We start from the raw sequence: 13,241 nt of genomic DNA on the forward strand, positions 1-13,241 counted from the left end.
TCTCTATAAAAACGTAACGATGAATTAGGCTTCTTCGGCATCTAATGCCAAATAATACATATGATCGGCATAGCGTTGATTACCTATCGTCGAGGCATCAGCAATGGTTCGAATAAGCATAAAGCCTGCTTTAGTTAAGACTCTTTCAGAGGCAATGTTCCCTTCGGTAACGACAGCGGTAAACATATCTATATTTTGGGTTTTACTGGCCCAATCAATCACAGCCCGAAGCGATTCCGTAGCATAGCCTAAGCCATAAAATTGCGGTAGGAGCATGTAACCAACTTCGGCAATATCACCTTGCAAACAAAAGCCCGTTACGCCCACTTTTTCATTGCTTTGTTTGTCAGTAATAACAAGACACAACCAATGTGTCGATTGCTTGGTCCACGCTTGGGTGCGCAGTTTAAACTTGTCTTGAAGCTCTTCAATGCTTGGCACGTCATAACACAGTGCCATGACTTCTTGATTGGTATGTAAATCATGAAATATCGCCCAATCCTCTACACTTAATAGAGACAAACTGAGGCGAGGGGTTTGAATATTCACTAGAAAGCGCCTTGTAGTGCTTGCGACTGTCTTAATAAACCATAAGTTTCAATAAATCACAAACAAACAGCGATCGGAAATAAACACGCAAATTCTTCTGCGCAACTTCATCTCATCACCTATTATTTATTTAACTAATTTCCTAATGGATCAAAGATTTAGATGAAGTTTATCTTGGTATGTTTGTTGTCTGTCGTTTTGACCGCTTGTACCACCCCTAGCAATACATTGTTAGATGGCGCGCAACAGGTACAAGTGAGAACAAACAATGCACCGTTAATTCAAAACTGCGACTGGGTTGGTGAAGTCACAGGCAATGAGGGGCACTGGTATTCATACCTCTTTTACGGCAATGATGTGCTGGTTCGCGGAGCCATCAATGACATCAAAAATAACGCCTACAAAATACAAGCCAACACCGTCGTCTTACTAAGCCCGCACTATTTTAAAACATCAGCCACCTTAATTGGTACGGCCTATCACTGCCCGCAGCCTTAACTTTGTCGCGCGAGATTGCCATTAACTCTCCTCTGAATCTTGCGCTTTGGCGGCGTCTCTTACCGCCCAAACACACAGCGTCATCATGGTGAATGGAATCGCAGCGGCGATATATTCCACCCAACCAAATTTCGCCAATACCGGCGACAAAATGATATGACCAAAAATAGATAAAAAAGCGACAATGAGCATCGCAACAATAATTCTGAGCTGACTTTTATACGCTTTAGTTGCCACTTTAGATCCTTCTATGCTCAAGTATGACATTGGGTTTTCTACATTCGAAAAACGATAAATCTTGCCAGTATTCATACTAGATTAATCACACATCCTCTCAATCAAAATAGCACTAAGTTGTTATCTATATTCGAAAAATTAACTTTATCCTCTTTGTTATCCCGAGCATCAGTGAAATGGTTTACACTGACTAGACTTAAAAAGAAGGTCAACTCATAAAAGGAACATTAAACCCATGACAGCGACCAACCGCCAACTTGTATTAGCTTCTCGCCCTGTAGGTGCCCCTACTGCTGAAAACTTCCGTTTAGTTACCACCGAATTACCTAAAATCGGTGAGGGTGAAGTGCTACTGCGCAGTGTGTATTTATCTCTCGACCCCTACATGCGCGGAAGAATGAGCGATGCTAAATCTTACGCAAATCCCGTTGCCATTGATGATGTCATGGTAGGTGGCACTGTTTGTCAGGTTACGCAATCAAACAATAGCGAATTTACTGTAGGTGAGTGGGTACTCGCATACACAGGATGGCAGGATTACGGAGTATCTAACTGTCAAGGGTTAGTAAAACTGGGAGTGAATCCTGAGCACCCATCATTTGCCCTAGGCGTGATGGGAATGCCCGGCTTTACTGCCTATATGGGGCTATTAGATATTGGTCAGCCTAAAGCGGGAGAAACCGTCGTGGTAGCCGCAGCAACTGGCGCGGTTGGCTCTATGGTAGGGCAAATTGCTAAAATCAAAGGCTGTCACGTGGTAGGTATTGCTGGCGGTGAAGATAAGTGCCGTTTTGCGGTTGATAAACTCGGCTTTGATGCTTGTATCGACCACAAAGCGGATGATTTTGCCGAGCAACTCACTAACGCCTGTAATCAAGGCATCGACGTGTATTTTGAAAACGTAGGCGGTAAAGTCTTTGACGCCGTTATGCCTTTGCTAAATAGCTGTGCGCGCATTCCTTTATGCGGCTTAATCTCACAATACAACGCCACATCTCTGCCGGATGGCCCAGATAGAATGTCCGCACTGATGGGACAACTATTAGTCAAACGCATTAAGATGCAAGGGTTTATCATATTTGATGACTACGGCCATCGCTACCCAGAATTTGCCCAGCAAATGATGACATGGTTAAGCGAAGGCAAAATCACCTACAAAGAGCATCTAGTCGAAGGGTTAGAAAATGCCCCGCAAGCCTTCATCGGACTACTTGAAGGTAAAAACTTTGGCAAGTTAGTGGTGCAAACGAACCAACCTATCTAATTGCTCTATCTCGGCAATGGTATTGCTTAGCTCAAGGTTAATCACTATGGCTATAACTGGCCTTAACCTTGAGCTAAAAATTAATGAAATCAGCCACTTTCAAACACATTCTCCAGCAAACAAGACTTGAGCGTATGCGTAGTAGGATCTGTTTTATTGGTACTGTCGTTGGCGTATTCAATTTCACTCAATAGGCCATCGCCTTTAATGGTGATATTTTTAATCCCCATTCGCTTTAGATCTTCCACAGAGTAATACCAGCCATCGGTTTTTTGCGCCAGTTGACAGCTGTTTTTTATGGTTTGTCCATAGCTAGTAATGTTCTGATCAACACCAACAGTGTTAAAGAATCGCTTTTCTTTTTCTCGCAGTATAGAAATGTAATCCATAAATACCGCGCGCGAACTCTTTGGTATGCTGTTAGCCCAAAATTCATCGGATTGCATTGCGCCGCCATGCCAACCTAGCAACGAATTCGCATCAATAGTGACACTTTTGGCGGCGGGAAGCACATAGTTAGCGCAGGCAGAAAAGCATAACTCTCTCACTTCCACATCCCAGTTTTGTTCTTTGATAAAGAAGCCTAATTCTATGCCCGCAGATATGTCACCACCTTGACTGGTGATGGCTAGTTTTTTCACTTGTGTGTTGCTTTCTCGAACAGCTCGCAATGCTTCAAGCACCGCCTCTCCTGAAATCATGCCATCATAAACGAGCGTATCACCATCAACGAAAACAGTATGATCAGGGATATAGATAGGAATGCTTTGACAGCCCGCAATAAGAAATATCACGCTGCAAGTTATTGTTTTTGCGCACTTCATGCCACCTTCCTTTATTTTCGTTCAATCCTTCATCCTAAAGACTAGGAAAATCAGGGGCAAAAATAGTATGAAAAAGTTACGATTTGCTCACAATTAAACCAACAAAAAACACATGCACCATAAGCACATGTGTTTTGAAAATCACATAAAGACTGTGTTTGTCTTAGTCGATAAGAGAGCGAACATATTGTTCAATGTCTGCATCTTTGCAGTTATTAAAAAAGCACTCTTGGAACTGAGTGCTGCCTACGGCTTGTTTTACCAACTGTTGGTCGATAGCACGCAGTGACGAAACAACATCCTTACAAACTGCTGATTTTACTTCATTTAAAATCGCCGCATTCGCTTGTTGCGGTGCCACACGTTCAATTGGGTAGCCTTCGCCACGAGCGCCAGTGAACGCTTTTTCGAAAATATAACGAACATTAAGCTCACCCGCCCAACCAAAGCCTTTAGCAAACGCTAAAGCAATGGCATTGCCGTTATTGATTTGATTAAACAAGAACGCATCTGAGGGTTCTAAACAGTAGCCACACACAACACCAGGGTGCAGGTTGCTTGCCATTAACGCACCTTGACCAGTTCCGCAGCCTGTAACCACAAAGTCTACCGCTTTTGAGTTAAGCAGGATGCTCGCCATAATACCAAGATGAATGTAAGTGAGGTGATGATCGTTTTCATCAGTCATACCCACGTTGAACACATCGTGTCCTAAACCACCAGCCACATTATTAAGCTCGGTTGCCACCATGGCATTTTTTTGAGCTTGGCTATTTTCCATCATCAGTGCGATTTTCATTTGTTACTCCTGCAGTAAACTGCGATAAATTTTTTACTTATATCATTCTAAACTTAACGAGATAGCCAACCGCCATCGACGGCAACAGTATAGCCATTCACATAATCCGACGCGGCCGAGGCTAAAAACACACAAGGGCCGGCAATGTCTTCTGGTTTGCCCCAACGACCTGCAGGTATTCGCTCTAATATCTCTTGATTACGTTTTTCATCAGCGCGTAAAGCATCGGTATTGTTGGTCGCCATATAGCCCGGAGCGATAGCATTAACATTAATATTATGGCTAGCCCACTCATTCGCCATAGAACGTGTTAACCCCATCACCGCACTTTTAGATGCGGTATAAGAAGGCACTCGAATGCCACCTTGGAACGAAAGCATAGAAGCGATATTAATAATTTTTCCGCCACCACCTTGAGTCATCATCTGTTTTGCTACCGCTTGAGACAGAAAAAACACCGATTTTAAATTGGTATTTAACACATCATCCCAATCTTGCTCTGAAAACTCGATAGCATCATTGCGGCGGATAATTCCAGCGTTATTCACTAGCACATCAATGCGCCCCAACTCAGTCACAGCGCGATCGATAATAATGGGAATATCATCGAGCTTAGAAAGATCGGCCTCCACTTCAACAAAGCGACGTCCAAGCTGCTCAATACTTTGCTTAGTCTCTAATGAAGTTGAACGATTTACACCAACCACATCACACCCAGCACTGGCTAAACCAATAGCCATCGCTTGACCTAATCCAGTATTACAGCCTGTCACTATGGCGACTTTGCCTTGCAAACTAAAAGAATCGAGAATCATTTGTTGCCCTCAAGAAGAATATTTTTTAGTGGGTGTCTCTTTAATGAGGCTACTATAGCAGTTTTTGAAACTGCATTTCAATTATAAATGAAACGTTATTTTATTTTTTGAAAGCAAAGAAAGTGGGCAACCTGTAAAGACACATAGAAGAAAAAGAGTAATAGCCGAAGAATACAAAGATGCTTTTTGTCTAATCAGCGTCTTTGAAACAATGATTTGATGCATAAAACAGAAACAAACGTTTCTGATAGATTAACCTGTACCCCTCTCATAGGAAGCCAAATCAATAATCACTACAAACTTTGTGACATACCCCAACCTACTGTTCATCAACATAAAAATTTAATACCACAGACATAAATCACACTCTATTATATTCACCATATGAATATAATTTCTTATCGAAGGCGCGAAGGGATTTTTTCGGGGTTAAGCATGTGTTCAATGCTGCCCTCTCTGATCAGCCACATTCGCCTATAGACCCACGCACTACTAACGCTCTTACCGATTAAAATGAATCAAAAGGATATCAATGAATGATTAGAAGAAAACGACTGCCTGCACTGTTGTTGACAGCATTAAGTTTAGGTTTGACAAGCACAGCCGCTCAAGCAACGTTTCAGTCTTCATTAGAAAATGGATTAACGTTCTTCTCTGATGGCACTCAGATATTGAAAAGTGAAAGCAACACTGTGATTAAATTTAATGACGGTAATGTTGCCGATGATGAACAGGTTATTTCTAATTACGTAAACAGCGCTAATAGAGGCGTAATTTCTTCCGTCGTGCGTGATAACGATAACAGTGCCATTGATTTTAACCGTGTGATTATTACAAGGCCAATGTTAGGCACTGGAGCGTTAGATAATATTGCAGGGACAGAAGTAACCATCGTTTATAGTAATACTGGCAACGTTCTTGAAACCTACGATAGTGCTGGTGAAGTTAGAAAGTACACGCATATAGATGAAAACACTACCCATGTAGACAGCTCTATATATGGCTACGCTAGAAATAACGAAGAATGGTTAAGCAACGTATTTGCTATGGTTAACCCGACAAATTAAGTTGCAAGTCAACGTTATCCATTTCAAATACTAACCTCGTTTTTTATCGGGCTTTCCAAAAGAGTATTGCTCCTTTGTCGTAAATTTTTCGGCGAAGGAGCAAAGCATCCATACGGATTTTTATGCCTCTACCTCAAGCTTTTCTATAACCCAATTGTCAGGGTTCAGGCACTAAATGCTCGGAACTCTAAGCAAAATAAAGCATACTGCCACGCATCATACCAAGACAAACTCATTGTTAGAGCAAGCATGAACTCAATCAATCTCAGTAAACCTTTCACCCTTACCAATGGCCAAGTGATTAAAAATCGCTTATTTAAATCAGCGATGAGTGAGCAACTTGGTGACAAGCAGCATAATCCAAAATCTGGCATAGCCAACCTATATCAACGCTGGGCAAAAGGCGGGATTGGTCTATCGATGACAGGTAATGTGATGGTGGATAGAAATGCCCTTGGTGAACCTAAAAATGTGGTTTTAGATGAGCAAAGCGACTTATCGCAATTTATTGAGTGGGCCAATGCCGGAAAGCAAAATGACTCGCAGATATGGATGCAACTCAACCACCCCGGCAAGCAAATTCCTAAGTTCCTATGTGATAAGCCCGTTGCCCCTTCGGCTATTTCGTTAGGCGGTGGTCTAGAGAAAGGCTTTAATACGCCGCGTGCATTAACTGAAGCCGAAATTTACGAGATCATTGCTAAGTTTACAACCAGCGCCAAACTAGCCAAACAAACAGGTTTCACCGGAGTGCAGATCCATGGTGCTCATGGGTATCTTGTCAGTCAGTTTCTATCGTCACGTCACAATCAACGAGATGACAAGTGGGGCGGTTCATTAGAAAACCGACTCCGCTTTGTATTAGAAGTGTACCAAGCGATTCGCAAAGAGGTCGGTGATGATTTTCCTATCGGAATCAAACTCAATAGCGCTGATTTCATGAAAGGTGGCTTTACCGAAGAAGAGTCGATGCAGGTTGTGCAGGCTTTAAGTGCAAACGGCATAGACCTGATTGAGATCTCCGGTGGTACTTATGAAAGCCCGTCAATGATGGGGGCTAAAAATAAAAACGAGCCTGTAAAAGCCAGCACAATAAAGCGCGAAGCCTATTTTATGGATTATATGGTTAAGGTCAGAAAATTGGTCAGTACACCACTGGTGGTAACAGGCGGTTTTAGAACCGCGCCAGCAATGAACGAAGCATTAAGTACATCAGCGACGGACTTTATCGGTATTGCGCGCACCATGGCGGTAGACCCTGACTTCCCTAACAAGCTCATCGAAGACTCTAACTATGGAATGCCTTTAACCGTACCAACAACCGGTAAGCCTGCGCTTGATAAAATGGCGATGGTAGGATTGGTATGGTACGAACACCAAATGTGGCGTATTGCCGAAGGCAAAAACAGTGATCCGAAATTAAGTGCGCTTAGTGTTGTAGTAAAAACCATTTTCAGCGCGGGATGGCATGCCTTCAAAAAACGCAGAGCATAGACCCAGAATTTAGAGAATAAGTGCAACTCCTCAAATGACAGAGCTTAAGCAAAGCTCTGTCAATCAAAGGTAAAGCCAGCCAATAACCCTCCCCCTCATATGTAATCCAAGCTAATCATGACCTACAAATACGCTTGTTTCTTCAATCAGTGATATACAAAAAATAGCCACCATAGAACTAATGATATGCATTTCAATTATTATTGATATTAGTAATAGGCATTGGTGCTTACCCTCAGTACGCCATAAACTCATTCGTACTTGCTAAGACAATGATTGCAGTTCATTGATAAGCATAAAATTTGAATCAACTACTATATTGAAAATACCAACAGTGGTTGCATCCTACTTAGAACGAATTGAGGTATTGAATAGATGAAAAAGTTTCTACTAGCACCAATCGCAGTAAGTATCTTAGGCCTGTCAACTATGGCATCTGCTGAAGTAAACATTAGCCGAGACAACTATATTCAAGCAGAAACCTCTAAGTATTTTGCAGTCACTGAAGCTAAAGCAACTGATGGCGTCAACAGTTGGAGACACTTTCGCACTCCGCCGCTCACTGAAGATCAGCCTATCGTGCGAATGAACCGCGACACTATATACTCGACAGCGGTCATTGATACCGAAAAAGGCGCCACGCTGACACTACCTGATTTTGGTGACCGCTTTGTAATGGTGCAGTTTACCGATGAAAACCACCAAACTTTTGACATGGTTTACACCAAGGGCAATGAAACCCTAGAAGTGCCAGACTCGACAAAATTCATGTTCGTGGTAGTTCGAGCTTATCTGCCAAATATTCATGACAAACAAGAAATCGCCAAGCTTAACAAGCTACAAGACCAGCTAGTTATCAACGCAGGCTCAAAAGATGACTACCCTATTTATGGTGGCTACGACTTACCTACTCTCGCCGCAAAGCTTGAGCCGGTGAAGAAAGTGATCTTAACGGAGATCGCTGCTGAAGGTGTGGCTGACTCAGAGAAGATGTTTGGTACTGGTGAATACACAACCGCCGAAAAACGCATCCAAGGCGCTGCTTACGGATGGGGCGGAGCAACATTCAAAGACAATATTTACCAATATTCACCAAACTTTGAATCGACCCAGTGCCACTCAGTGACATTTGCAGATCCAAAAAATAAAGGCTTTTGGTCATTTACCGTATATAACGAAGATGGCTTCATGTTCAATGACGATGCAAGCGCTAACAGCGGTGTAGCCCAACCAAATACAGACGGAACCTACACCGTGTACTTTGGATGTGACGAAGAAAAATACGGCGCGAATAACATTCCGTTAGATGGTTTAAAAGACGGTCAAAAATGGAATGTGCTAGTGCGTCACTATGCACCTACTACGGAGTTTTTGTATAAGGGGATTGATCCGAGTAAGGGGATTAAGCCTGTGAAATAGTCAAGGTAGCTAAATCCACTGATAAAAATGGCTTTTCCTGCAATAGGGTTTTTATTCTCTTATTGCAGGTTTAGTCGTTTTGGCAAATTACGCTGGCTACCGTCCTACTACTGTAATAATTCTCCAATATAATCACCCCATCTATATTTGAAGTAACTAATCGTCGAGTAAAGTACTGGTATGATTTTTCCCAGATGGGTGTTGTTATGGACTCTGAGCTAACTTATAAATGCCCCAAAATTACTTAGACTAAATACTCTACTAGATTCAAAGGGCGTGCGTTTACCCTACTAAAACTTATTCGATTGAGTTGATAACTGTTCACTCCCGTCATTAGGCGACATCTTGCTATCCAATTTCTCTCTATGTGTCATAAGTTATTGATTATAATTCTATTTTATATGAAAATAACTGCGTTTTTGAAGGGTGAAAAACGACAATTTGTCGTCTAATAAGCGTTAACTGGCAAAAGGAGTATTGAACATTGGAAGAACTGATAGCCCAATATACGGGTGCTAATGAAGATCAAAGACTGACAAGACAGTATATTGCTCAGTTAGAGTTTGACACCACAATGCACAAACTCGAACCTTATTTGTCAAAAGGCAAATCGGTATGTGAGCTGGGAGCCGCTACGGGTCGTTACTCTTTAAGTTTTGCAAATATGGGTTGTGATGTAACAGCTGTAGAGCTTGTGCCTGATCAAGTCGATATTCTAAATACCAAAGCTAAATCCGAGGGTATCGACTTAAGAGTGTTTGAGGGAAATGCGTGTGACGTTTCATTTATTGAGAGTAGTTCTCAAGATGTTTGTGTGATCCTAGGGCCCTTATATCACTTGAAAACTCTGCACGAAAGAGAGCTGGCGATAAAAGAAGCTTTGCGTATTCTGAAGCCAAATGGGGTGTTAGCTGTTGCCTATATCTCACGCTTTTTTGTCGCGGGCATGTTCGCTCAACAATTTCCGGAATTGATTACCCCCGAAGTGCTTATCGAATTAAATAAGCACGGCACAGTTTCAAATTCAAAAGCAGATAGTTTCTTTAATGTAGGGTACTTCGCCACACCAGCTGAAATTGAATGTTTGGTTCAAGACAATGGTTTTGGTGTTATCGGTCACTCCGCAACAGATGGTTTTGGACGTTATATTTCTAATGGTGTTAATGGCTTTACACCATCTCAATATCAAACTTGGTTAGATTATCACTTAATAAATTGTGATGAACCTAGTTTATTAGGTTCAAGTAATCATGGTTTAGTGATCGCTAGAAAAGCCAGTTAACAAAGCATTTAAGAGTGATTCCCAACGCATGGTATTTTTCATTCCATCGTTGGGTCTTGTGTTTACGGTGGTCTGGTTAAGTCTCATGGTAGCGTTGCTCACACCTTAATGCGGCGTTATGTACTTTTACGGAAAATTAGAAACTGATGGATGAAAATACTGAAATTTGGCGTCAGTACTACGAAAAGGCACTGTCTCGCCCACATTCAAAGCGTACTGAATTTGCAGCCCAACTAAATGAATCAAACCTCAAAGTAGCCACTGACTGTGGTTGTGGAACAGGCAGTGATATCGAATACCTAGAGCAACAGGGTTTTCAAGTTCATGGCTTCGATATTAATCCTGATTCGGTCGCTATTTGCAGAGACAGATTTGGGTCAAACTCATTAGTGGATATTGCAGAGTCTTCGTTTGAATCGTTCAACTATCCAAAATCTGGTGTAGTTATCGCAAATTCCAGTTTGTTCTTCGCTGACCCAAACCAATTTGAATCGACTTGGAGCAACATTAAATCTTCAATCGAAATTGGTGGGGTGTTTGCTGGTGACTTCATGGGTTTCAAAGACAGTTGGGCTCACAACTATCGTAGCCCTACAACACCGTTATCGGAATCAGAAGTAAAGGCTTTGTTCTCAGGTTTTGAAATAGTCAGGTTCTTTGAGCGTGATGAAAAAGCAAAAACTTCATTGGGTAGAATGAAGCACTGGCATACATATTCCGTGGTTGCGGTGAAACGTACTTAGTATCAAGTTTGAAGTGCGACACTTTTTACAGATGCGCATGAATATACTCCGTTGGTGTCCTATACCCAAGTCTTTTGCGTGGGCGCGTATTTAATTTGTGTGCAATTTCATTGCATAGCTTCTGTGTCACGTGTGACATAGAAGTTCGTTTTGGTAAGTATTGTCGTATCAAACCATTGGTGTTTTCATTAGTGCCTCGCTCCCATGAGTGGTATGGATTTGCAAAGTAAAACAGACAGTTATGATGTTTTTCTAATTGTGCATAACCATGAAATTCAGTGCCGTTATCCGCAGTTATCGTCTTAAAAGGTAAATCAGAGCGGGTCATTATTTTGCTCATTCTTACGTTGAGCGACTCGCTTGTTCTGTCGTCCATTTGCCCAATAAAAGTGTAGCCAGTCATTCTGTCGACTAAAGTCACGATACAGTGCTTGGTTCCGCGGCCAACGACGGTATCAATCTCCCAGTGACCAGGCTCTTTTCGATGCTCAGCATTCTCTGGTCTTTCGGTAATATGGCGCTTATTTGCCAGCCGTCCTCGGCTGTCTTTTGAGTTATACCTTTTACGCCTTTTCTTAGTGGATTGGCGTAGGTGTTTCCATAGGGTTCCACCGAGAGTTTTGTCGTTCCAAATATGCTGATAAATGAGCTCGTGGCTCATTGTTGGATAGCCTCTTACCCTTAGGTATCCGACGATTTGGTCAGGGCTCCAATCCAGTCGCAGCAGGGCCTCAGGTAACCTAAAGTCGATTTCGCTGTAGCGCTTATTCCTGCGCGAGCGACTCAGCCGGTTGCGAGCCATTTGTTGGGCTCTCCACGCCTGATAGGAGTACCTTTTAAAGTGTCTGTTGTATCGGGAATTGCGTTCAATTTCTCGATAGATGGTGGCTTTGTGACGACCCAGTTGTTTAGCTATTTTAGCGGTACTAATTCCTTGCTTTCTGAGCGCAGAAATCATATACCTTTCGTTCTCAGTGAGGTGCGTGTATTTCATGTTTTTTACTTCTTGGCGGGAGCAAAGTTCATGATTATCGCATCTCACTGTTTTTATGTTCAGAGGTGTCGCACTTCGTACTTGAATCCAAGGCGCATAACAAATTGTTCAAGAGTGATTCGCAACGCTTGGCAGTTTCGCTTCGCTCAAGTATAGCCAAGCGCTGCTCACACCTTAATGCGGCGTTATGTGAATTGGAGAAATTGAGTATATGAAGAAGTTCTTCGCAATATTTATAGCAGCTATTTACTTAGTTTCATTCAGTGCTCTAGCGAATGACTACGAGCTCGGACAGGCGTTTGAAAATCATCAAAGTGACTTTCAAGTTCGTGGTTCAGGAACAGTAATTCGCCTATTGCCAGATGACAACAAAGGAAGTCGACATCAAAAATTCATACTCAAATTAGATAGTAAGCAGACTTTACTTGTTGCTCATAACATCGACTTAGCACCAAGTATTCTCAATCTAAAAGTCGGCGACCGAGTTCAGTTTTACAGTGAATACGAATGGAATAAAAAGGGTGGTGTAATGCACTGGACACACCACGATCCCAACAATAGGCACCCACATGGTTGGTTAAAGCACAACGGTAAAAAATACGAGTAAAAATTCACATAACAAAGCGTTTAAGGCAGATTCCCAACGCTTGGCGGTTTCAGTTCAAGGTTTGGTTTAAGTGTTTATGGCACAATAGGTTAGGTATAGTGGTAGCGTTGCTCACTACTTAACGCGGCGTTATGTTCTAGGAGGAAATTCATGATTAGGGAAATCACAAAAGCCGATTTTGAGTCGTTTTGGCCAACATTTTCTGCGGTAATCCAGGCACAAGAAACTTATGCCTTTGACCCAAATATGACGCTAGAACAAGCATTTTCTTTATGGTGTGAATTTCCCCTGAAAGCTTTTGTTTTCGTAGAAAATGACGTTGTACTGGGCTCTTACTACATCAAGTCAAATGCAATGGGGCCAAGTAGCCATATATGTAATTGTGGATACATGGTTTCTAGCGAAGCTAGAGGTAAGGGCATTGCACGCCTTATGTGTGAACATTCTCAAGAAACTGCTCTAGAGCTTGGCTTTGATGCCATGCAATTTAACAGCGTGGTCTCTACCAATGAAGTTGCGGTGAAGCTTTGGGAGAAGCTAGGGTTTCAAATCATAGGTACAATTCCCAAGGCATATAAGCATGCTCATCTAGGGTTAGTTGATAGCCACGTCATGTACAAATGGCTACGAACATAACAAGCAATTTTAG

The 13,241-nt window shown here is 42.2% G+C and carries 15 protein-coding genes; 9 read left to right on the forward strand and 6 right to left on the reverse strand.

The features are described 5' to 3' along the window. Positions 1-24: 24 nt before the first annotated feature. A complete protein-coding gene (locus tag QV280_RS16860; RefSeq protein WP_367869555.1) occupies positions 25-549 on the reverse strand; it encodes a GNAT family N-acetyltransferase in 525 nt (174 codons plus the stop codon). Positions 550-711: 162 nt separating this feature from the next. Between QV280_RS16860 and QV280_RS16865 the strand changes: the two genes are divergently transcribed. After that, positions 712-1,047, forward strand: coding sequence for a DUF4156 domain-containing protein (locus QV280_RS16865; protein WP_152820142.1), 336 nt, complete (start codon positions 712-714; stop codon positions 1,045-1,047). Between the two features lie 21 nt (positions 1,048-1,068). Here QV280_RS16865 and QV280_RS16870 read toward each other — a convergent pair whose 3' ends face one another. Further along, positions 1,069-1,359, reverse strand: coding sequence for a hypothetical protein (locus tag QV280_RS16870; protein ID WP_253912534.1), 291 nt, complete (start codon positions 1,357-1,359; stop codon positions 1,069-1,071). 160 nt (positions 1,360-1,519) lie between these two features. Here QV280_RS16870 and QV280_RS16875 point away from each other — a divergent pair, with 160 nt between their 5' ends. Next, entirely contained in the window at positions 1,520-2,548 is a 1,029-nt protein-coding gene (locus tag QV280_RS16875) for an NADP-dependent oxidoreductase (RefSeq protein ID WP_152820143.1), read from the forward strand. A gap of 89 nt (positions 2,549-2,637) precedes the next feature. Here the strand turns inward: QV280_RS16875 and QV280_RS16880 are convergent, their stop codons facing one another. The 3 genes from QV280_RS16880 to kduD form a co-directional block, all read right to left on the reverse strand. Next, complete coding sequence (locus QV280_RS16880; RefSeq protein WP_152820144.1) at positions 2,638-3,372, reverse strand: hypothetical protein; 735 nt, start codon at positions 3,370-3,372, stop codon at positions 2,638-2,640. A 163-nt stretch (positions 3,373-3,535) separates the two neighbouring features. Further along, the gene (locus QV280_RS16885; RefSeq protein WP_021713861.1) at positions 3,536-4,171 is read right to left on the reverse strand and encodes an RpiB/LacA/LacB family sugar-phosphate isomerase; all 636 of its coding nucleotides are present in this window, start codon (positions 4,169-4,171) and stop codon (positions 3,536-3,538) included. 53 nt (positions 4,172-4,224) lie between these two features. Then, positions 4,225-4,986: a 2-dehydro-3-deoxy-D-gluconate 5-dehydrogenase KduD gene (gene kduD, locus QV280_RS16890; RefSeq protein ID WP_152820145.1), complete on the reverse strand. Its 762-nt coding sequence runs from the start codon at positions 4,984-4,986 to the stop codon at positions 4,225-4,227. A 536-nt stretch (positions 4,987-5,522) separates the two neighbouring features. Here kduD and QV280_RS16895 point away from each other — a divergent pair. The 5 genes from QV280_RS16895 (at position 5,523) to QV280_RS16915 (ending at position 10,991) form a co-directional block, all read left to right on the forward strand. Then, positions 5,523-6,053, forward strand: coding sequence for a hypothetical protein (locus QV280_RS16895; protein WP_152820146.1), 531 nt, complete (start codon positions 5,523-5,525; stop codon positions 6,051-6,053). A 249-nt stretch (positions 6,054-6,302) separates the two neighbouring features. Beyond that, positions 6,303-7,547 carry an NADH:flavin oxidoreductase/NADH oxidase family protein gene (locus QV280_RS16900; RefSeq protein ID WP_152820147.1) on the forward strand — a complete coding sequence of 415 codons (1,245 nt, stop codon included), beginning with the start codon at positions 6,303-6,305 and terminating at the stop codon, positions 7,545-7,547. Positions 7,548-7,922: 375 nt separating this feature from the next. Beyond that, on the forward strand, positions 7,923-8,966 hold the full coding sequence (locus QV280_RS16905; RefSeq protein WP_152820148.1) for a DUF1254 domain-containing protein: 1,044 nt from the start codon (positions 7,923-7,925) through the stop codon (positions 8,964-8,966). A 484-nt stretch (positions 8,967-9,450) separates the two neighbouring features. Further along, positions 9,451-10,248, forward strand: a complete 798-nt coding sequence (locus QV280_RS16910; protein WP_152820149.1) for a class I SAM-dependent methyltransferase — start codon at positions 9,451-9,453, stop codon at positions 10,246-10,248. Positions 10,249-10,394: 146 nt separating this feature from the next. Further along, the gene (locus QV280_RS16915) at positions 10,395-10,991 is read left to right on the forward strand and encodes a class I SAM-dependent methyltransferase (protein ID WP_152820150.1); all 597 of its coding nucleotides are present in this window, start codon (positions 10,395-10,397) and stop codon (positions 10,989-10,991) included. A 25-nt stretch (positions 10,992-11,016) separates the two neighbouring features. Here the strand turns inward: QV280_RS16915 and QV280_RS16920 are convergent, their stop codons facing one another. Further along, positions 11,017-11,985 carry an IS30-like element ISVa6 family transposase gene (locus tag QV280_RS16920; RefSeq protein ID WP_152820151.1) on the reverse strand — a complete coding sequence of 323 codons (969 nt, stop codon included), beginning with the start codon at positions 11,983-11,985 and terminating at the stop codon, positions 11,017-11,019. A 211-nt stretch (positions 11,986-12,196) separates the two neighbouring features. On the opposite strand from QV280_RS16920, the gene QV280_RS16925 reads away from it, so the two are divergent. Then, a complete protein-coding gene (locus QV280_RS16925; RefSeq protein WP_152820153.1) occupies positions 12,197-12,592 on the forward strand; it encodes a DUF3465 domain-containing protein in 396 nt (131 codons plus the stop codon). Between the two features lie 150 nt (positions 12,593-12,742). Then, positions 12,743-13,228 carry a GNAT family N-acetyltransferase gene (locus QV280_RS16930; protein WP_152820154.1) on the forward strand — a complete coding sequence of 162 codons (486 nt, stop codon included), beginning with the start codon at positions 12,743-12,745 and terminating at the stop codon, positions 13,226-13,228. Positions 13,229-13,241: the final 13 nt, after the last annotated feature.

Source organism: Vibrio sp. B1Z05, assembly GCF_052955985.1.

Bases quoted from the DNA above. Each gene is read 5' to 3' on its own strand.
- QV280_RS16905 (WP_152820148.1), top strand. From the start codon at position 7,923: ATGAAAAAGTTTCTACTAGCACCAATCGCAGTAAGTATCTTAGGCCTG.
- QV280_RS16870 (WP_253912534.1), bottom strand. From the start codon at position 1,359: ATGAATACTGGCAAGATTTATCGTTTTTCGAATGTAGAAAACCCAATG.
- QV280_RS16915 (WP_152820150.1), top strand. From the start codon at position 10,395: ATGGATGAAAATACTGAAATTTGGCGTCAGTACTACGAAAAGGCACTG.
- QV280_RS16895 (WP_152820146.1), top strand. From the start codon at position 5,523: ATGATTAGAAGAAAACGACTGCCTGCACTGTTGTTGACAGCATTAAGT.
- QV280_RS16885 (WP_021713861.1), bottom strand. From the start codon at position 4,171: ATGAAAATCGCACTGATGATGGAAAATAGCCAAGCTCAAAAAAATGCC.
- kduD (WP_152820145.1), bottom strand. From the start codon at position 4,986: ATGATTCTCGATTCTTTTAGTTTGCAAGGCAAAGTCGCCATAGTGACA.
- QV280_RS16875 (WP_152820143.1), top strand. From the start codon at position 1,520: ATGACAGCGACCAACCGCCAACTTGTATTAGCTTCTCGCCCTGTAGGT.
- QV280_RS16930 (WP_152820154.1), top strand. From the start codon at position 12,743: ATGATTAGGGAAATCACAAAAGCCGATTTTGAGTCGTTTTGGCCAACA.
- QV280_RS16865 (WP_152820142.1), top strand. From the start codon at position 712: ATGAAGTTTATCTTGGTATGTTTGTTGTCTGTCGTTTTGACCGCTTGT.
- QV280_RS16925 (WP_152820153.1), top strand. From the start codon at position 12,197: ATGAAGAAGTTCTTCGCAATATTTATAGCAGCTATTTACTTAGTTTCA.
- QV280_RS16880 (WP_152820144.1), bottom strand. From the start codon at position 3,372: ATGAAGTGCGCAAAAACAATAACTTGCAGCGTGATATTTCTTATTGCG.
- QV280_RS16900 (WP_152820147.1), top strand. From the start codon at position 6,303: ATGAACTCAATCAATCTCAGTAAACCTTTCACCCTTACCAATGGCCAA.
- QV280_RS16920 (WP_152820151.1), bottom strand. From the start codon at position 11,985: ATGAAATACACGCACCTCACTGAGAACGAAAGGTATATGATTTCTGCG.